This window comes from Siphonobacter sp., assembly GCF_048595215.1.
Lineage (GTDB): Bacteria > Bacteroidota > Bacteroidia > Cytophagales > Spirosomataceae > Siphonobacter.
This window is the reverse complement of record NZ_JBMDWJ010000296.1, coordinates 1-19,246: the sequence shown is the minus strand read 5'-3', so window position 1 is coordinate 19,246 and position 19,246 is coordinate 1. Positions and strand designations below refer to the sequence as shown.

Below are 19,246 nucleotides of genomic sequence, written 5' to 3'. Positions count from 1 at the left end.
AGTCCGTGTTTTGATCAGCCGCTTTACCCTTCCAATGAACGCTGTTGGTGCTATTACCGAAATCAGATAAGCGATCATTGACTCGCGTAACACTCAAAATAGCAGGCTGACGCAAAAGCTCCTGCTTAAAGGTTTCGTACTTGGAGGCTACCGCTCCTTCCGCCCTTACATAAATCAAATTGTCTTTCTCATAACCCAGATTCTTGGTCTGCATATAATCAAGCTGCCGATACACGACCACGGTACCAATCATCAAAAGAATGGATAGGGTGAATTGAAAAATGACTAAACCCTGCCGAAACGTGAGACCTCCTCCCGTCAAACGGAAGGCACTTTTGAGTACTCGGCTTGGTTGCAAGGAAGATAAATAGAGGGCAGGGTAACTTCCTGAGACCAAGCCTACGAATGCCCAAAGGCCAATTAATACCATCCAGAAAGTCGGGCTGGTTAATGGTAACTCTATTTGTTTTCCGGTCAACGTATTAAAGGCCGGCAAAACCAGAGAAGCAAGTTCAAGAGCTAGTACCAAGGCTGGTAACGCCAATACCAGAGCTTCGCTCAGAAATTGTCCTATTAGCTCGCTTTGACTGGCCCCCATTACCTTCCTTACCCCTACTTCTTTCGCTCGTTTTATGGACCGAGCCGTAGCTAAATTCATAAAATTAATGCAGGCAATCAGCAGGAGAAAGAGGGCCACTACACTGAATAATCGTACGTACTGGATTCGGCCTCCCTTGGCATAACCACTGGACAGATCTGAATACAGATACGCCTTTGATTCCGGCTGCAAAAATAATTCCGTATTAAAACCCGGTCCGATTCCTGGGTGTTTACCCTTCAAAAACGATTTAATCTTTGTCTCAAAAGCGGCCTGATTCGTTCCAGGCTTGAGTAGAATACGCGTCTGAGGGCTACTCGTTCCCCATTCTTTTGCCCAAGCCGTATGATTCATAAAATCAGACCAGCTTACTAAAAAATCATACGTGTCCTCTGCGGCATCACGACCCTTTTCAAATACTGCGGAGACCTGATAATCCCTTTGCTGATCAAGTTGTACCCTTTTACCCAACGCTTGAGTAACCCCTCCGAATAAGGCTTGAGCCATTGCTTGAGAAATGGCAATACTATTGGGAGACTGAAGAGCCGTAGCTGGATTGCCGACTAGCAGTGGGGTATCATACATGCGAAACCAGTCCTCGCCGGCTGATCTACCCAGTAAACGCACCGTTTTTTCGTCAACCTGTACCAAGTGTGGCTCCTCCCAGGTCAAGCCCGCTGCGTATACGACCTCGGGAAATTGTTGCTTAAGCTCAGCAGGGAGTAATGCAGGAGTTCCGGCAGCGGCACTGATTTCACCATTACGATCATGACGCTCGTAAACACGGTACAAATGAGAAGCGTTTTTATAGTGCTTGCCGATGCTGCATTCATCTTGTACCCATAAGTAGATGAGCAGACTACTAGCCATCCCCAAAGTCAGACCAATCACGTTAATGATTGAAAAGACCCTATTTCGGCTTAGGGTTCGTTTGGCAATTTTAAAATGGTTAACCAACATAGAGGTCGTAGTCTAAAACTTCGCAAGAGGACGCTTTTCAATCGAACCGATGAAACGAGTTGCCTCTACATGCTGAAGCGTAATACCTGAAGACTTCGCATGAATGAGGCACCTTTATAAAGAATACGTTTAAAACTATGCCTACTCGCACAGTCAGACATAATCTACTGATAACCAATAAATAAAATAAATAAGATGTTCAAAAACGTACAATTCCTGTTCACTTTTGAACATTTATAATTTTAGTTGTCGCCCGTACCATTCCGCTCTGCGTAACCATGAACACTACGGACCAGGATCAGGTACGCGAGCAACTAAGTACCATCATCAGAACCAATAGTAATTCGTGTACCACGATCTTTCTGCCCTTTCACACCAATTTGGATCGTTTTATTGAATGGCTTTCCTACCCAGGTGATCAAACCCCCTTCGATCACGTGCTATAACACAAGCTCGTACTAAAAGTAGTAGCATCCGACAGCAGATCCTCGGTTGAAGGTTCCGTAGGCCTGGGTTGTAGCTCACCCCTGCTCTCATTTACCGCCATTTGTCCACCTATGCCCGTTCTTTGTTAAACAAAAGACGGTTGAGGCATCAGTAGTTTTGCCAGCAAAAAAGCGACTATGGCCAATCTTCTTAAAAAAGCAGCGTCGGGTTTAATGGAAAAAATGCTTACTCCGGCTCAGGTGGTTAGCGTCCGGGCCTGGCAACCATCCACCTTGCATGAAATTGTCATTCATACTCCAACCGTTGCCATGGAAAAGTGGGAGAGTATCAAACGTTTCAAGTGTCAGGTTGAAACACTTACGTACCGCGATTATACACCCGCCGAATGGGACGTTGACACCCGACAATGTACCTTCTACATCGAAACTGGGCATGCGGGGGCTGGCAGTCGCTGGGCCCGGCAACTCAAAGCAGGTGATACCATTTTGCTGAGCCTCGCTCATGCGGCTCCTCTGCCCGAAAAGCCGGGAAAAATCCTTTGTCTGGGAGACGCCAGTGCCTTGGGCCACTTTTTGAGCTTGCGGCAACTCACAAACCGTGAAAATTATCCCATGCAAGGCTGCGTCCTGCTCACGGATGACTACGCGTTTCCGGCCTCCTGGCAGTACCCCGAATTCGAGTTTAGAGTAAAAACTAGCGGCAACGGACAGGCGGAGCTGGAACAATGGCTTCAAACGCAGTCGTTACAAGCGTACACCAGCATTTATATTGCCGGAAATATTCCGCTGGTACAAAGCCTGCGAAAAAAACTAAAAGCCATGCCGGACGTGCAAGCCAAAATTTACGCACACGGATTTTGGTCCTGACTACAGCCATGACCCAGGAAACCATAGCCCTTTACTCGCTCATTGAAAGCCTTTCGGGTGTTGAGATTGAGTCGTTCTCCTTTGATGAAATCGAGGTACTTGCCCAGGATCGAAGCATGCTTCCTCACCGCCATGATCACTACTGCTGCTTTTTGCTGGAACGGGGAGCGGTCAATTTTAGCATTGATTTTCAGGAAATGGAAGTCGGTACGTCGAGCTTATTAATCTCCTGTCCTGGCCAAGTCCACCAGCTGGGTTATGCCCAGCAGGCTCACGGCTGGATGCTGGCCTGCGATGCGGCCCTGATTGAACCCAAAGCCCGCACCGTGATCGATCAGGCTTTTTCCCGAATCGTACTCATGCGTCTGGATGCGTTCAGTCTGGATTGGTTCATTCATCTGTTTAAACTTATCCATACGCGAGTACACGCGGAGCAACCCGAACGTTTTCAGGCTCAGCTTTTGCAACATTTATTGAATGCCTTTTTTTACCAGGCCGCTCATCTCTTTCAGACCCAGGAAGAGCAACGCATTCAGCAGCATACCCTGCGAAGCGTTGACCTGTCAAAAAGATTTCAGCAACTGGTAAAAGAACATTTCCTGAACCTGAAAAGACCCGCCGATTACGCCGCGATGCTCAACATTACGGTGAGTTATCTAAACGATACGGTAAAATCAGTTACGGGCTTTCCTTCGACGTATTTTATTCAGCAGGAGGTGATTCAGGAGGCCCAACGACAGCTTTTCTACACGACGCAAAGCGTCAAGGAAATTGCCTATGGCCTGGGTTACGAAGATGGAAAATACTTCACCCGTTTGTTCAGTAAGGTCGTTGGCAAGTCCCCCACGGATTTCCGGAAAATACACGTTTCCGTTTAAGCCTTTCAGTATTAGATACCACCTTTACAGTAGTACCAAACCCACTTAGCTATGAAATTTCTAATCATCGGAGACATCCAGGCGGAAGATTCGCTAACGTTTGAAGTAGCGGATTATCTGTGGAATAAGGGTAATGAAATTTATCTACAAAGCTTGGATGCCGACCGGTCCGACACAGGAACACCGGGGTTAGAACTTTCGGATGCTGTGGTCATCGTTCAGCCCGCGTTAGCTAATGTAAGCTTAGCATACCCATTTCTTACCCCGGACCTCTCTGAAGGCAACCACACGCCTGCTTCCCGTACCGAAGGCTCTTTATCGATTCAGCAGATTTTTAGCCAGCAAAAACTGGTTTTTCTCTTTTCGCACAACGGTATTTTCTCGAATCTGCGGTCTGATGTATCCCGGATTCATAAAATCTTCACGTACCCGGAATTAAACCAAACCGCCCTTTTCCAATTTTTTGCCTGGTGTAAAACGCTTGTCCTTTTTGCTTAAATACCTGACTGTTGTAGTACGATCTGCCTGATCGGACTCAAGTTTAAAAGAGTAGCTTGGAAGTACTGGCGGACGATCCAACTCCTTCCTACTCATTCAGGCTACTCTTTTTGCCTCGGAATAAAGCTTCTACCCGAGTCAATGAATCTTCCCTGAGCATGATTTATTCAATGGGCTGAATCGTAATTTCCCCTTCCAGTCCGGAGGGCAGAGGCTTCCAGTCTTTGGCCGTAAACAGGCCGTCTTTGCCCACGTTTTCTTTGAGCCGGGCCGGAAAGTTGGTGTTATAAAACTTCTTGTACGTCCCACCCTGTCTGTCCAGACTAATAATTCGGTTAGCCATGCCATTGGCCACTTTGATTTCCAGCGTATTACTGGCTTTTAACCAGCGTTCATCCAGCACCACCTGCTGCTCATCTTCCAATAAGGTACCCACTGATGTTCCGTTTACCAGCACTTCGGCACTGCCATAAAGTTTGCCCAACTGCAACAGCCAGCGTTTGGCCGGGCCTTCGGGTTTAGTAAACGTAGTTTGGTAACGAGCCAGTCCCGAAAACTCCTGTAATTCAGGTTGGTTGATCTCCGTCCAGGGTTTTAATGTAGTTAGTTCTAACTCTGCGGGTAAGTTTGGGCCGCCTTCCATAAAGTGTACCTTCCAGGGACCCTGCAGAGCTATTTTCGCTCCGGCTGTTTTGTAATAGGGAAAGGGTGTTCCCGTCCGTTGGGTAGGTGCCGTTTCCAGGATCAACGAGGCTCCAGCGGCCAGTTGAACCCAAACGTTTCCGTTTTGCAGGCGGGCGAGTCCCTTATCGCCCGTATACGCATCGTACAAAGCAACCGAGGCGGCCTTGGTCGAAAGCGGCAACCAGCCTTCCCAAGCCTTTTTATTCGTATTCAGGATAAAGTACAAGGTCTTTGGCCCAATTATCCGGCGGCTAAACTGAATACCCTCGGCTACCATGGCTTCCCGCCGTACCCGAGCCTGCTCGAGTAACTTGCTCAAATCATTACCCAGTAACACCCGCCCTTTACCCCAGACGGCTTGCTGACCAGTCTCCGATTTCGACCATTGTAAAGCCGCGAAGCCTTCGTCAAATGCCTTTTGCTGGCTTTCGTGCTGGGACAGGCCCGGCACCCGCTCGGGCCGGTTTTTATAAAAGATGACCGTGGCTCCGTTGTGTACGAGTTGCAGCAGGGCTTTCTGCGTAGCCAGGGGCAGGTAACGAACGGCGGGTAAGACGAGCGTCTGGTAGCGGCCTCCTTTACTAAGCAGTTGATTTTGCTGGGTTTGTAACGTCAGGATTTGTTTATCCGAGATATAGTCGAAAGCGTAACCTTTCGCCTGCATTTCTTCGGCACTGGCTTCAAAAACGGTACCCTTGAAACCCTTCTCCATGCCATCAAAGTGTTGCAGCAACTCGCGACCGGGCTCGTTGTATTTATCGGCTAGCGGATAATACAGCAGGACATCGTTATTCGCCCGACCCTGCTGAAGAAAGGACTGTGACCGGGCAATGTACTGGTTCAGCGTTGGGAAATGGTGCCAGAAGGGATTGGTCGGCTGAAAATGGACGGCCGCGTAAAACAACCAGCCCGGCCAGGGGTCGGTACTCGGCGAATATTCAATGCCGTGGTAAAACAGGTGATTCACTCCACCCAGAAAATACAGGTCGGTTGCCCGCTTGACATCACCCAGCGTGGAGACAAAGTGCTCATTGAGCCAGGTAGCCGCCTCGCAGGAAACCAGCGTTTTGCCCGTTACATGAGCAGCCGAGGAAGCGAATTTAAAACGAAAAATATCACGGCCTTCTGTCTCGGGAATATCGGAGGTGGCGTATAAATCCAGAATGTTGGCGGGTGAGCCGTGGGACTGATTGCGAATGGGATAACCTCGCTGATTCGCCCATTTTCGCCAGGCCGCCGTATAATTTTCCTGCAATAATTCACTGATGGTCAGTCGGTAATCGTATAAAACGCCGAGTTGGTTTTCGCCCTTCTCCAATAAATCGAAGAGGTGTTCTTCCAGGGCATAGCCCCGCCGTTTCCTGAATTCGGCAAAGAATTCCGGCGTCCAGTTGGATTGACCCCGGGCATCGTCCACCTCGTAGGAATCATTGAACATCGCTCGTAAGCCGTTCAGCGTATAGCCCTTGAATGCCTGATCGAAGTGACTCAGGTACCGATCCGTCGCGGCCTTCGAGAAGTGATCGATGGCGTAACCTTCCCCACCGGGGGCTGCCCGTTCGACCATCTTTCCGTGCATACCTTCAAAGAGGGCTAACAGTTTCCAGTTTCCGGCGGGTGCCTGCCAGTTGAGGGTACCACTGGCATCGATTTTACGGGTCAGATCCAGCGTGGTACCCCGCTGATTGCGTGCCACCAGCCGCTGGGCTTTGAGCTGAGTGGGGTACTGAATCTGATCCAAAGCCAGCTCCTGCAAATTGGTATTAGCGGATAAAGGGGCTTTTACCTGCGACAAGTCCAGTTTCGTCGGATTCGCCGTTCGAACGAATCCGGGTACGGAGTAAAGCACTTTTTCCGACAGGCGTTGTCCTTCTTTGAGTTCGTAGGTTTGGTGATACACGGTTTTGGCAGCATCTTTCTCGCTAACCCAAGGCCCACCAAAGGGCCAGCCCGAGCCCTGCGACATATCAATCCCCAGATTCAGGCGTTTGGCTTCCTGGAGGGTATACGTTAAAGCTCCCATCCATTGCGGACTTAAATAGGGCAGAAAATCTTTTTCGTAGCCCTTCACCCCGTAAATCGGCACAATTTCGAGTCCGCCCAACCCGGCTTTCTGGTAAGTTTCCAGAGCTTTGCGAAGTTCCTGATTCTTGACGGCACTGCCCTCCCACCACCAGCGGGACCAGGGTTTATGCTGAGAGGTAATCTCCGGCCAGTTCACCTGAGCCTGACTGGATCCAGCGACACTCAGGAAGCAGGTCAGTATGCAGGCAGATAGTGTCGTTTTTTTCATAGGCAGTTTCTTCGTGGTACCGGAATTCGGGCATGCGGGTACGTTACTAGAGTGATCTGTTTTTACGGGACTGTACCCCTACAGACAACAGACCCTTATACCAAAAATGATACTAACTTTCCTCTCTATACGTTTTAAGATCCAACAAATTTTTCCTGGGATTTACCGAAGCGTTTGGGCAGGGATTTGTTTTAACTAGTGGGTATGCACTTCGTATAACGATACCTTACTTCTCGGCCGTTCCGAAAGGAAATAAAGCCGAGGGAACGTGCGACTGGTGCATTAACTGAGCCAGTTCTTTGGCTTTATCAGGATGTTTCAGGGCCAGATTAGTAGTTTCGCCGGGATCTTTCGATAAATCGTAAAGTTCAACCGGACCATTCGGCTGAGTCCCCGCGTTTAACCGTATGGCTTTCCAGTTGCCCTGGCGAACGGCTTGCTTGCCATTTTGTTCGTGAAACTCCCAGTACAGGTAACTATGCTGAGGCTGCTTGCCACGCCCCGTTAACGTCGCCGCAAACGAAAGCCCATCAATGCCTTGGGGAGCATTTGTACCCGCCAGTTCACCGAACGTGGGTAATAAATCCCAGAAGGCTCCGAGGTAGGCACTCGACGAACCCGCTTTGATCGTACCGGGCCAGTAGGCCACAAACGGTTCCCGAATGCCTCCTTCGTACAGATCTCGCTTGTACCCCCTGAAAGGTCCGTTGCTATCGAAAAAATCCGGATCGGCTCCGCCTTCGATGTGGGGTCCGTTATCACTGGTAAAAATGATGAGGGTATTCTTATCCAACCCTTTTTCCTTCAGTTTAGCTACGATCTGCCCCACGTACCAATCCAGCCGGGCCACCATGGCCGCAAAGGTAGCGTGTGGGTAGGGCTGCGAAGTGTATCCGCCGCGGGTCGCATCGTTTCCGTAAGCATTGCCCACGTAGGATTTTTCGGGAAACTTGCCTTTATAGTACTGGAACAGACTGTCGTCGGGAACCAGCAATTCGGCGTGGGGCAGAATGTAGGGCAAGAACAGGAAAAAGGGTTGGTCGTTGGACTGAGCCTCGACAAAGTCCAGTGCTTTGGCCTGAATCAGATCAGGAGCGTACTGCTTCGTTTGGCGAAGGTTCTCATTGGCTTCCAAAACAATCTTCCGGTCATTTTCCCAGAGATGGTTGGGATAGTATCGATGGGCCAGCGTTTGACAGTTATAGCCGTAGAAGGCATCAAAGCCCTGACGATTCGGGTCGCCAACGGAGCCCGTGGGTCCCAGACCCCATTTACCAAACGCCCCAGTTTTATACCCCGCCTGTTGCAATACTTCAGCCACGGTTACGACCGAGTCGGCGATGGGTTCCTGCCCCTCGGGCAATACGCCCTTGTTGCCCCGGATGTACGTATGCCCCGTGTGATGGCCCGAAATGAGGGAAGACCGCGAGGGAGCACAGACGGAGGTACCGGCGTAAAACTGCGTAAACCGCATGCCTCCCGCTGCCAGTCGATCAAGGTTGGGCGTTTTGATCTTCTTCTGCCCGTTAAATCCTACGTCGCCGTAGCCCAGATCGTCCGCAATAATAAAGACGATGTTGGGCCGGGGAGCTTTTTGAGCCCGAACCATCGAAGCAAAGGACAGTATAAGTATAACCGTATAGCTGAAGGCAAATCGCATGACAAAGAGTTTTGAAACAGGTCTGAAAAAGACGCTAAAACGGTGGGGTACTCCCTTACTCAAGCCGTAGAAAGCACGCTGAAAGCTCGTGACAACCGTTCATTGATTCAAACGGGCAGAAAGACCCAACAAAACCTATTAATCTACTAAATTGATAGGCAAATAAAAGCAGATAAAAAGACTGAGGCAACTTTTTTAACATTCAATGGCGAACAAGCCACGTTCAGACAATAACTTATTAATGGTTATCAATACATTATATGATCTAAACTCAATATCTACTTTAGAAAAAGCAACAAAAAATCCTCCGTTAGAAACGCTTAGTGTACATCGGAGAAGGAATGTCGGTTGAAAGCAAAACGACTGCTTTAGGATTTGGTACCTATAGCGGCGGTAGACTGAGCAGAGGTACTAATACTCAAAAAAGAAAGAGGATGCATTCCAACAGAGTGGAAAAGAAACGATACGATTTCATCAGGTTTTCCGGTAAAGTTGAATACATGCCTGATTACTTTGCGTCCGGAAAAAGTTACAAAAGCAGCCTTGTTTGCTAGTAAGAATACGCTTAGCCCGTATTTTTACCTTATAACCATAAACCTTACGTACCGCCTATTCATTGGTTCAATACTGGATTTAACTCTCCCTTATCTACACAACAGTTAGTTATATCCTTCATTAATCAACTTTCTTAAAAACGTACAAAGGTCCGTCCACCATTCGGTTATCTAACCTAAGTTGATTATCTCCACAAAGTGAAATTTCCCCATTACTTAAAAACAATACCCTTCTATCATCGGATTGCTTTTTTTTGAGCGTACTCAAATACACCGTTGGTTTTAGTGATCGTAAATTGAAGCGTTTGTACCGTTGAATCGTTCTTAAAAACGACCATAGACTGATCCTGAGCCAGTTTTATCTGAATATCGTCTTCGATTAAAGTAGTTTGGTTAGTCCAACCCGATTGATAAGAGACCAGAGCCCATTTCCCTTGGGCGTCGCTTAGTAGGGCATCCACACTTTCGTAGGTATTCTTACAGACCGCTTCTGGCTCATCTTTTTGGCAGGCACTGAAGATCCACACCAGTGCATACATCGCTACTAATGCTACGGGTACTGAGAGCAGTCGTTTCATAGGAAAATTGGTTTGTTACTTAGCTCAGACACGTCCATACAACCTATAGTTGGCAAAGCGGAAGTAAATATTTTTGTACTGCCTGAATCCTTCTTCAAACTAGACGAATGAGTCAGCGTTCTTTCCGACTGAGTAGGCCGTTTGACAGACTGGGTAACAAAAAGGAATCCTACCTTTGCGGCCTATCTATATTTGCTGCATTAAAAATGCAATCAAAGTGAAACACTTCCCATTCTTGAAAAACGATACGCTGCTGGTGGTGCTGTTGGGTACGCTCATAACCTTAGCTGGTTGCCATTCCTCCGCGGAAAACCAAACCACGCAGGCCGCGGCCCCGCAACGACGCAACGTACTAACCCTCCAGGAACGTTCGGTAACCCTTCATAAAGAATACCCCGCCCGCATTGAAGGCAAAGTCAACGTCGACATTCGTCCGCAGGCGGAAGGCTATCTGGAGAAAATTTACGTCGAAGAAGGAGCGTTTGTGCGGGCGGGTCAGCCGCTGTTTAAAATTGCCGATGCTCCCTACCGCGAAGCCCTGCATACGGCTCAGGCCAACTTGGGAGCCGCCCAGGCGGAATTGAAAAAAGCCACGCTGGAGGTTGAAAAATTCACCGAACTCAGTCAGAACCGGGTCACCTCCGAGTTTCAGCTGAAAACGGCCAAAGCCGCGTATGAAACGGCCAAGGCCAATGTGGCTTTGCAGCAAGCCGCCGTCGCTACGGCTCAGATCAATCTGGGCTTTACCCTGGTCAAAGCTCCGGTTAGCGGCTACATTGGCCGGATTCCCAAACGCCTGGGTAACCTGGCTTCACGCAGCGATACCGAACCCATGACGACGCTTTCGGACATCAGTCAGGTCTACGCCTACTTTTCGATGACCGAGCAGGACTTTCTCCAGCTTAGCCGCAGTTCCACGCAGTCACTCAGCGAAACCCTCCAAAAGTTGCCGAACGTACAGTTGGTACTCGCCGATGGTAAGCCCTTCGAGCAGCCCGGCAAAGTACAGATGGTGGACGGAAAATTTGACACGGGCACGGGTAGTATCAGCGTTCGGGCGGCGTTTTCCAACCCCCGATATCTGCTGCGTTCGGGTAATACGGGTCGCATTGTGCTGCCCGAAACCCGGCAGAATGTCATCCTGATTCCCACACAGGGCGTCGCTGACATTCAGGACCAGCTCTACGTTTTCCGTCTGACCCAGGATAACCACGCCGAGCGGGTACCGATTGAGGTCAACGGAAAAAGCGGCGATAACTATGTGCTGGTTAAAGGCGTCAAGGTTGGGGACCGGATCATCGCCAAAGACGCCGGAATGGTCACGGAAGGCGAACAGGTCCAGCCCGTTCAGTAAATGATGTAGTGCAGCCGGTACCCTTACCGGCGTATTCTTTCCCGATATGCTTCAAAAAATTATTCATAGGCCCGTACTGGCCACGGTCATCTCCATTGTACTGGTGCTGCTGGGACTTATTTCCCTGACGCAGCTGCCGGTCATGCAGTTCCCCGACATTGCCCCGCCTACCATTTACGTATCCGGTCTTTACCCCGGTGGAAACAGTGAAAGCGTGACGCGTTCGGTGATCACGCCTCTGGAAGAATCCATCAACGGCGTGGAAAACATGCAGTACATCAAGTCTACGGCGGGTAGCGATGGTTCCTTTTCCATTCAGGTCATCTTTAATCAGGGTACGAACCCCGATCAGGCGGCCGTAAACGTACAGAACCGGGTGGCTCAGGTGAACAGTCAGATTCCCGCGGAAGTAATTCGGGCGGGGATTACGACCATCAAACAGCAGAACAGTAACATCATGTTCTTTAACGTGATGAGTCAGGATTCGGCCAAGTTTAACGAGCTTTTTCTTCAGAACTACGCCAAAATTAACCTGGTACCGGCACTTAAGCGGATCAAAGGGGTAGGAAACGTGCAGATTTTCGGGAGTAAGGACTACTCGATGCGAATCTGGCTGAACCCGCAAAAGCTGACGGTAAACAACCTCGTTCCACAGGATATTGAAACCGCCATTGCCAACAGTAGTCTGGAAGCTTCGCCGGGAAAACTGGGTGAAGAATCGAAGGCTCCCCTGCAATACATTGTCAAATACAAGGGCAAACTCAACAAGCCCGAAGAGTTTGAACACATCATTCTGAAAGCCAAACCCGACGGATCGTTACTCCGGCTTCGGGATGTGGCCCGCATTGAGTTCGGTTCCGCTTTTTACGACAGCGATAACAAAGAAGACGGCAAGCCAGCCGTTACCCTGGCCATTCAGCAGGTCAGCGGCTCCAATGCCAATGAAATTGAAATTGCCGTTCGTAAAACCCTCGATGAAAGTAGTAAACGCTTTCCCAAGGGCGTGCAGTACGACATCATTCAAAGCGTGAAAGAACGCCTCGATCAATCCATCGATCAGGTGAAGCAAACGCTGGTGGAGGCCTTTATCCTCGTATTTATCGTCGTCTTTCTGTTTTTGCAGGACTGGCGGTCTACGCTGATTCCGGCGATTGCCGTGCCCGTGGCCATTGTGGGTACCTTTTTCTTTTTGCAGATCATCGGCTTTTCTATCAACGTACTGACGCTTTTTGCCCTGGTACTGGCCATTGGGATTGTCGTGGATGATGCCATTGTCGTGGTAGAAGCCGTTCACGCCAAAATGGAAAAAGAACACCTGGAGCCCGAACAGGCTACGGTTTCAGCCATGCAGGAAATTACGGGAGCCATTTTATCGATTACCATGGTGATGGCGGCCGTATTCCTTCCCGTAGGCTTTATGAACGGTCCGGCGGGGATTTTCTACAAGCAGTTTGCCTTTACGCTGGCGAGTGCCATTCTGATTTCAGCCGTTAACGCCCTGACGCTGAGTCCGGCCCTGTGTGCCCTGTTTCTGAAAAATACGCACGGTCAGACGCCCAAGCAGAATTTCAGTCAACGCTTTGTGACAGCCTTCAACGCAGGTTTCGACAACCTGACGTCCAAGTACATCCGCAGCATCCAGTTTCTCATTGCCCGCAAATGGGTGGGGATTGCCGCCTTGGCTCTAGTTACTGGTCTGGCCTTTTTCCTGATGAGCCGGGCACCCAAGGATTTCGTACCCAACGAAGACGATCGCTTCATTGTCTATTCGCTTTCCTTACCGCCGGGCACCAACCTGAAATTCACGACTGCCGCTATTCGCCGCATCGATCAGGCCGTTAAGAAAATGCCGGAAGTAGAATCCGTGACGAGCGTATCCGGCTTTAACCTGCTGAGTAACAGTGCCGGTCCCGCCTACGCCGTCGGCTTCATTCGCCTGAAAGCGATTAAGGATCGTGGAGAAATTCAGGATATGAACGAGATTATCGAAGCCATGAACCAGCGGCTGGCCAACGTGAAGGAAGGAGATTTCAGTCTTTTCCGCTCGCCTCCCGTGGAAGGTTTTGGTAGCGTAAACGGCTCGGAACTTGTGCTACAGGATAAGACGGGCGGTGAACTAAGCAGCTTTAATACCCAGGCTCAGCAAATCATTGGAGCCCTGAATCAGGACCCAACCATTGGGGCAGCGTTCACCACCTTCCGCAGTGACTTCCCACAGTTTGAGGTGATTGTCGATGAGGATAAAGCCTACCAGCTGGGTACTACGCCCCGCGAGGTCATGACGACGCTACAACTCTTCTACGGCGGTGCCCAGTCGAGTGATTTCGTTCGCTTCGGAAAATTCTACCGAGTGAACGTCAAAGCCGAAGGCCAGTTCCGGATGGATGAAGAATCCCTAAATCAGGTCTTTGTCAAAAATGCCAGTGGTCAGATGATCCCGATTGGTACGCTGGTTCGCTTAAACAAGGTATACGGCCCCGACGTGGTCAACCGCTACAACTTGTTTAACAGCATTACCGTCAATATTCTGGCGAAGGAAGGTTACAGCAACAGCCAAAGCATGGACGCCACCGAGCGTATTCTCCAGGCGAAATTACCCGCGGGCTACGGCTACGAATGGAGTGGGCTGAGCCGGGAAGAAAAAGAATCCGCGGGCCAGATGGTACTCATATTTGGTATGTGTGTGGTGTTCACCTACTTCCTGCTGGCGGCTCAGTACGAGAGCTATCTGCTGCCCCTGGCCGTTATATTATCCATTCCGACGGGTTTGCTGGGCGTGTATCTGGCCATCGGCATGGCGGGTATTACCAACAACATTTACGTGCAGATTGGACTGATCATGTTGATTGGATTGCTGGCTAAAAATGCGATTCTGATCGTTGAGTTTGCCCTCAAAGCCCGACAATCGGGTCTGGGTATTGTGGAGGCAGCCGTGGAAGGAGCCCGGCAACGTTTCCGCCCCATCTTGATGACTTCGCTAGCCTTTGTGGCCGGTTTGATTCCGCTGATGTTTGCGACGGGGTCCTCCGCCGTAGGGAACCGTTCCATCAGTACCAGTGCGGCGGGAGGAATGATCACCGGAGTCCTACTGGGACTGCTGATTATTCCACTCCTGTTTGTCCTTTGCCAATCTTTACAGGAAAAAATAAGCCGGAAACGCTCCCGGCCCCAGCCTGTACACGCGTAGAAAAGCCAGGTTAACGATAGATGAGTAGTAAGCTCCGGCCCGTTTTTGCTGGCCTGTGAGGCGGGTTCGGGGTTTGCTTCCATCAACATTTCCCTTATCTAATCGATTGATTAGCACATGAAAGCCTTTTATTCCATAGTACTCGTGTTTGTTCTGCTTACCGCCTGCCGGGTGAGTAAGGATTTCAAACGCCCCGATACCCAGACGCCCCGGCAGTTTCGCAACGATCAGCCCGCCGATTCCAGCCTGGCTACGCTGCCTCACCTCCGGGATTTTTTCGCCAATCCCCTGCTTCAGGCGTTGATTGATACAGCCCTGACGTCCAATAATGATTTGCGAATTGCCATTAAAAACATTGAATACGCTCAGACTACGTTGAGGCAGGTAAAACTCAATTACCTGCCCGATCTGAACGCCCAATTGCAGGTGAGTCGCAACCGAACGGCCCGGAACAGCTTCGCGGGTTTAGGGAATGAAGCTTTTATTGGTACGCTAAATGTCAGCGACTTTAGTCTGAATATGGGCCTGAACTGGGAAATTGATCTCTGGGGACGGGTTAGACGACAAAAAGAACAAGCCTTGTCGGATTTGCTTCAAAACGAAGCAATCAAACGTGGCGTACAAACGCGGCTGGTGGCTGATGTAGCCAGTGGGTTTTACAATTTATTGATGCTGGATGAACAGCTCAAAATTGCCGTCCATAGTCAGGAGTTGAGTGACTCTACCGTACGCATTACGAACATCCAGTACCGCGTCGGAGAAGCGACCCAACTGGCCATTCAGCAGGCTAAAGCTCAACTGGAAGCCACCAAGCAACTGATTCCGCAAATCCAGCAAAGCATTATTCAACAGGAAAACGCCTTGAGTCTGCTCTGCGGGCAGTACGCCAAAGGAATTCTACGTCAGGTACATACCGGTCCGGAATTTACGATTAACCCCAAAGGTGGTTACGAGGTGTCGCTACTGGCGGCCCGACCCGATATTCACGCGGCCGAATACGCCCTTCGCTCGGCCAATGCCCGGCTGGGTATTGCTCAAACGGCCCTGTACCCTCGCTTACTCATTACCGCTCAGAGTGGTCTTACTTCCTTCCAGGCTTCGAACTGGCTGAGTGTGCCGGGATCGTTTTTCTGGAATATTGCCGGAGGACTTACTCAGCCTATCTTCCAGCGTCGCCAGCTGAGGACCCAGGTGGAGCAGGCTCGTATTGATCAGGAACGGGCAGCCATTACCTTTCAACAGGCCGTACTCACGGGTTACATGGAAGTATCGAATGCCCTGGTAGCCAACCAGAAACTCGAAGAACAGATTGCATCGGCCACCAACCGGCGACAAGCCCTCGAAGAAGGCATTGGCTCAACGGAGCTACTGTTTAAAAATGGTATGGCGAATTATCTGGAAATTATTACCGCCCAAAGTAATTACTTGCAGTCCCGACTGGCCGTCACCCAACTAGAACGCGAAAAAGCCAGTGCTACCATTGAGCTCTACCGAGCTTTGGGCGGTGGCTGGCGTTAATTCCAAGAAGCGTATGCCTGGCACTCCTTTGCATCTGGATCGTCGTACCTACAAACGGTACATTCGACTCGCCCTGACTCCCGTAGTCATGCTGGCTATTCACGTGCTGTACTACCTCATTAATCCGGAAAGTTCGCTCTGGAATATTGGGAGTACGCTCGTCTGCAAACAGTGGGCGACGGATCTGACCATCACCTTCCTGTTTTGCTGGCTGCTGATTGAAGTGAGTATCGGTATTGCCGACGGACTGGAAGGCTGGTTCCCCTGGTCCAGCTCACCGCTCCTGCGGTTTGTGGTTCAGACCGTCTGTACACTACTGGCTAGTGTGATCATTCTGTTGATCGAGGATCAGGTATACGCCTGGATTTATCCGGAAACGCCCACGCCCAAAGAAGTACTGGAAGCCTGGCAGTTTCTAGTCGTCAATCTGATTGTAGCTCTGATGGTGAGCACCTATCATACGGGTTATTATCTGTTAAACCGCTGGAAAACCACGCTGGAAGAAGCGGCCGAGCTGAAAGTAAAGACGCTGGAACTGAAAGAAATGGCCCTGCAGGCGGAGTTACAATCGCTCAAGCTTCAGCTCGATCCGCATTTCCTTTTTAACAACTTCAGTACCTTATCCGAACTGATTCTGGAAAATCCATCTAAGGCTTCCCTTTTTCTGGATAAACTGGCCAAGGTGTACCGCTACATGATTCAGAACATGAAGCAGGATTTAGTACCCCTGAAGGACGAGATTGCCTTCGTCAAAGCGTATCAATATCTGATTGGCATCCGGCACGGGCAGCAGGTGCTGATTGAACTGGATCTCAATCCGACACTAGGTCATAAGTGGATTCCACCCATTTCCATTCAGCTATTGATTGAAAATGCCATCAAGCACAACCGGGCAACCCTAGCCGAACCCTTAACTATTCGTATCAAACAAGTGGGCAATCGCCTGTGCGTGACCAACAACATCCAGCCCTTTCCGACGCCGCTGCCCTCTTCGGGTTTAGGACTGGAAAACATCAAGAATCGGTATCGCATTCTTTCCAGTCAGGTACCAATGGTAAACGCCGATGGTCAGCACTTCTGGGTAGAACTCCCCTTATTTGATTTTCCCCACGCCCCGCAATCCAGTCTTAGCCTGAGCACTACGTACGAATGAATACGAGCCTTTTGTCCTGTTTGATTATTGAAGACGAACAAGCCAATGTGAACCGTCTGATTCGACTGCTGCAAAGCCTCCGCCCAAATCATCAGGTACTGGCGGTATTGGGTACCGTTAGCGAAAGCGTAGCCTGGCTGAAAACGCAGCCGAAACCTCCGTTAATTTTTATGGATATTCGGCTGGCGGATGGCATTTGTTTCGACATTTTCTCGCAGGTACCCGTCAGTAGCCCTATTGTTTTTACGACAGCCTACGATGAGTACCTGATGATGGCCTTCAAGGTTACCAGCATTGATTATTTGCTAAAACCCATTGACGCCGATGAATTAGCCCAGGCCCTGGATAAGTTCGATCAGCTGCACCCTACCCAACCCACCACCGACCCGGCTACGCTTTATGCCGAGTTTCTGGCCTTATATCAGAAGCAGATGAAACCATCCCGACAGCGGTTTTTGCTACCCTACCGCGACGGCTACACGACGTTACTGGTGGAGGATATTGAGTTCTTTTTCTCGGAGGCCAAGCTCACCTTCGCCCACACGAAAAGCGGTGACAAAACAATGATTCCGCATACGCTCGAAGAGCTGGAAATTGATTTAAATCCGCAGCATTTCTTCCGGGCCAATCGCCAGTACATTATTCACGTAGGCAGTATTCGAAGTATTCATAATTACTTCAATGGCAAGCTGAAAGTACAAATCGGCACGTACGAACCGCTGGATATTATCATTAGTAAGGACAAAGCTCCTTCATTTAAGCATTGGCTGAATCAATGATATTACTGAAGTTAACGTATGGATACTTTTGGTTTCATGACATACAGTAGAACTGTCTAATTTATTTGAGTTCACCCAGGTAAAAGGCGAGGTTTAAACCGAAAAAAGAACGTTTGGCGTTTACATTGCCAAAAGCTGTCAGACCGATTGCTAAATCTTTTCCTCCCGTAATAAATCGAATTTCGGTAGGCAAGCCAATGGTCGTATAGTCCAGGCTTTCGTACACATTATTTCCGTAGAGTAATGGATCGGAAACGTAGTATTTATAAGCCCCACGATCAGTACCCCATACCGCACCTACACCCGCCGAAAAACGAAACTTCCCCACTTTGTAGCCGTAGAGTAAACCTACATCCCCCACTTTAATTAGGGGTGTTAGGCTTTCCTCTTCGAAAAGTCCCAGATTATACGCACAACGGAGGGTAACGAGCGTTGGTTTTTTTTTAAACTCGTAAGCAACGGCCCCCGTTAGATTAGCAAATTTGGTTTGCCCGACGGCACCTCCACCGGCCAGGGATAACCAAAATCCGTCCCGGGACGGAAGTCCCCCGGTACGTCCGTTCTGGGTACGGTCCTGTGCATACGCTTTCCCAGTAAAAGCCGTAACGAAGAAAAGAAGCCCTACGTAAAAAGTAGATTTAATCATTGGATGGGTTGGTGAACTGAATCGTATTAATGAATGAATTTTAAAAGGTACACCCGATTTTACCCGTAAGGTAACCTTTCTGTTGCATGCCTAACAGGCCCACGGAGGCGAGTATACGGCTTTTACCTTTAAGTCGATAACTAGCACCCAAACCCGTTTCAAATAGAAAGGTAGCCGTACCCCCTTCGTACTGATTCCAGAAATGAGAATAGCCGGGATTCAGGTAAAAATACGGTGTGAAACATTTAGTAGAAAAGTCTGCCCGCAGGTCGGCAAAAGCCATCATACCCTTGATTCCCGCGATTCGGGCGTAACTAAGTCCCAAGCCCGTATGAATGATTTCTTTAAAAACCCAGCCGTTTACGGAAGTCAGGCGAAATCCGTTCGCTTGTGCGGGCAGGTAATATCCTTTCCAGTCCGAACCGGCATCAACCGTACGTCCATGGATGAAATAAGTAAGCTTTTCAACGAACAAACTGGATTCAAATCGGGACGTCCGCTGGGCGTAAGACAGGGAAGAAAATATCAAAATTACTATGCTCGTATAAAGCCATTTCATAGAGGTGAAGGTTCTTTCTACATTAATGTAGAAA

Annotated in this window: 15 protein-coding genes; 9 read left to right on the top strand and 6 right to left on the bottom strand. The window is 49.5% G+C overall.

Going from position 1 to position 19,246, the window contains the following annotated elements:
- Positions 1-1,558: ABC transporter permease (locus tag ACOJTG_RS18425; RefSeq protein ID WP_420155164.1), on the bottom strand; the 1,558-nt coding region annotated here is incomplete at its 3' end.
- Between the two features lie 278 nt (positions 1,559-1,836).
- On the opposite strand from ACOJTG_RS18425, the gene ACOJTG_RS18420 reads away from it, so the two are divergent.
- The 4 genes from ACOJTG_RS18420 to ACOJTG_RS18405 all read left to right on the top strand — a co-directional run bounded on the left by ACOJTG_RS18420 (position 1,837) and on the right by ACOJTG_RS18405 (position 4,247).
- Entirely contained in the window at positions 1,837-2,004 is a 168-nt protein-coding gene (locus ACOJTG_RS18420) for a hypothetical protein (RefSeq protein ID WP_420155163.1), read from the top strand.
- 177 nt (positions 2,005-2,181) lie between these two features.
- On the top strand, positions 2,182-2,871 hold the full coding sequence (locus ACOJTG_RS18415; protein ID WP_420155162.1) for a siderophore-interacting protein: 690 nt from the start codon (positions 2,182-2,184) through the stop codon (positions 2,869-2,871).
- 8 nt (positions 2,872-2,879) lie between these two features.
- Complete coding sequence (locus ACOJTG_RS18410) at positions 2,880-3,749, top strand: helix-turn-helix domain-containing protein (protein ID WP_420155161.1); 870 nt, start codon at positions 2,880-2,882, stop codon at positions 3,747-3,749.
- A gap of 51 nt (positions 3,750-3,800) precedes the next feature.
- On the top strand, positions 3,801-4,247 hold the full coding sequence (locus ACOJTG_RS18405; RefSeq protein WP_420155160.1) for a hypothetical protein: 447 nt from the start codon (positions 3,801-3,803) through the stop codon (positions 4,245-4,247).
- A gap of 163 nt (positions 4,248-4,410) precedes the next feature.
- Here the strand turns inward: ACOJTG_RS18405 and ACOJTG_RS18400 are convergent, their stop codons facing one another.
- The 3 genes from ACOJTG_RS18400 to ACOJTG_RS18390 all read right to left on the bottom strand — a co-directional run bounded on the left by ACOJTG_RS18400 (position 4,411) and on the right by ACOJTG_RS18390 (position 10,016).
- The gene (locus tag ACOJTG_RS18400; RefSeq protein ID WP_420155159.1) at positions 4,411-7,224 is read right to left on the bottom strand and encodes a glycosyl hydrolase; all 2,814 of its coding nucleotides are present in this window, start codon (positions 7,222-7,224) and stop codon (positions 4,411-4,413) included.
- A 226-nt stretch (positions 7,225-7,450) separates the two neighbouring features.
- Positions 7,451-8,884, bottom strand: a complete 1,434-nt coding sequence (locus ACOJTG_RS18395) for an arylsulfatase (protein WP_420155158.1) — start codon at positions 8,882-8,884, stop codon at positions 7,451-7,453.
- Positions 8,885-9,674: 790 nt separating this feature from the next.
- Complete coding sequence (locus ACOJTG_RS18390; RefSeq protein WP_420155157.1) at positions 9,675-10,016, bottom strand: hypothetical protein; 342 nt, start codon at positions 10,014-10,016, stop codon at positions 9,675-9,677.
- Between the two features lie 235 nt (positions 10,017-10,251).
- Between ACOJTG_RS18390 and ACOJTG_RS18385 the strand changes: the two genes are divergently transcribed.
- The 5 genes from ACOJTG_RS18385 to ACOJTG_RS18365 all read left to right on the top strand — a co-directional run bounded on the left by ACOJTG_RS18385 (position 10,252) and on the right by ACOJTG_RS18365 (position 18,007).
- Positions 10,252-11,370: an efflux RND transporter periplasmic adaptor subunit gene (locus ACOJTG_RS18385; RefSeq protein WP_420155156.1), complete on the top strand. Its 1,119-nt coding sequence runs from the start codon at positions 10,252-10,254 to the stop codon at positions 11,368-11,370.
- Between the two features lie 46 nt (positions 11,371-11,416).
- Complete coding sequence (locus ACOJTG_RS18380; RefSeq protein WP_420155155.1) at positions 11,417-14,557, top strand: efflux RND transporter permease subunit; 3,141 nt, start codon at positions 11,417-11,419, stop codon at positions 14,555-14,557.
- 117 nt (positions 14,558-14,674) lie between these two features.
- Positions 14,675-16,075: an efflux transporter outer membrane subunit gene (locus ACOJTG_RS18375; protein ID WP_420155154.1), complete on the top strand. Its 1,401-nt coding sequence runs from the start codon at positions 14,675-14,677 to the stop codon at positions 16,073-16,075.
- A 13-nt stretch (positions 16,076-16,088) separates the two neighbouring features.
- Positions 16,089-17,228 (top strand): sensor histidine kinase, encoded by a 1,140-nt coding sequence (locus ACOJTG_RS18370; protein ID WP_420155153.1) that lies wholly within the window; start codon positions 16,089-16,091, stop codon positions 17,226-17,228.
- Entirely contained in the window at positions 17,225-18,007 is a 783-nt protein-coding gene (locus ACOJTG_RS18365) for a LytR/AlgR family response regulator transcription factor (RefSeq protein ID WP_420155152.1), read from the top strand. The genes ACOJTG_RS18370 and ACOJTG_RS18365 overlap by 4 nt, the downstream gene beginning before the upstream one ends.
- Positions 18,008-18,068: 61 nt before the next feature.
- Here ACOJTG_RS18365 and ACOJTG_RS18360 read toward each other — a convergent pair whose 3' ends face one another.
- Together ACOJTG_RS18360 and ACOJTG_RS18355 are read right to left on the bottom strand one after the other, a co-directional pair.
- Positions 18,069-18,653, bottom strand: a complete 585-nt coding sequence (locus ACOJTG_RS18360; protein WP_420155151.1) for a hypothetical protein — start codon at positions 18,651-18,653, stop codon at positions 18,069-18,071.
- 40 nt (positions 18,654-18,693) lie between these two features.
- Entirely contained in the window at positions 18,694-19,212 is a 519-nt protein-coding gene (locus tag ACOJTG_RS18355) for a hypothetical protein (RefSeq protein WP_420155150.1), read from the bottom strand.
- Positions 19,213-19,246 lie beyond the last annotated feature (34 nt).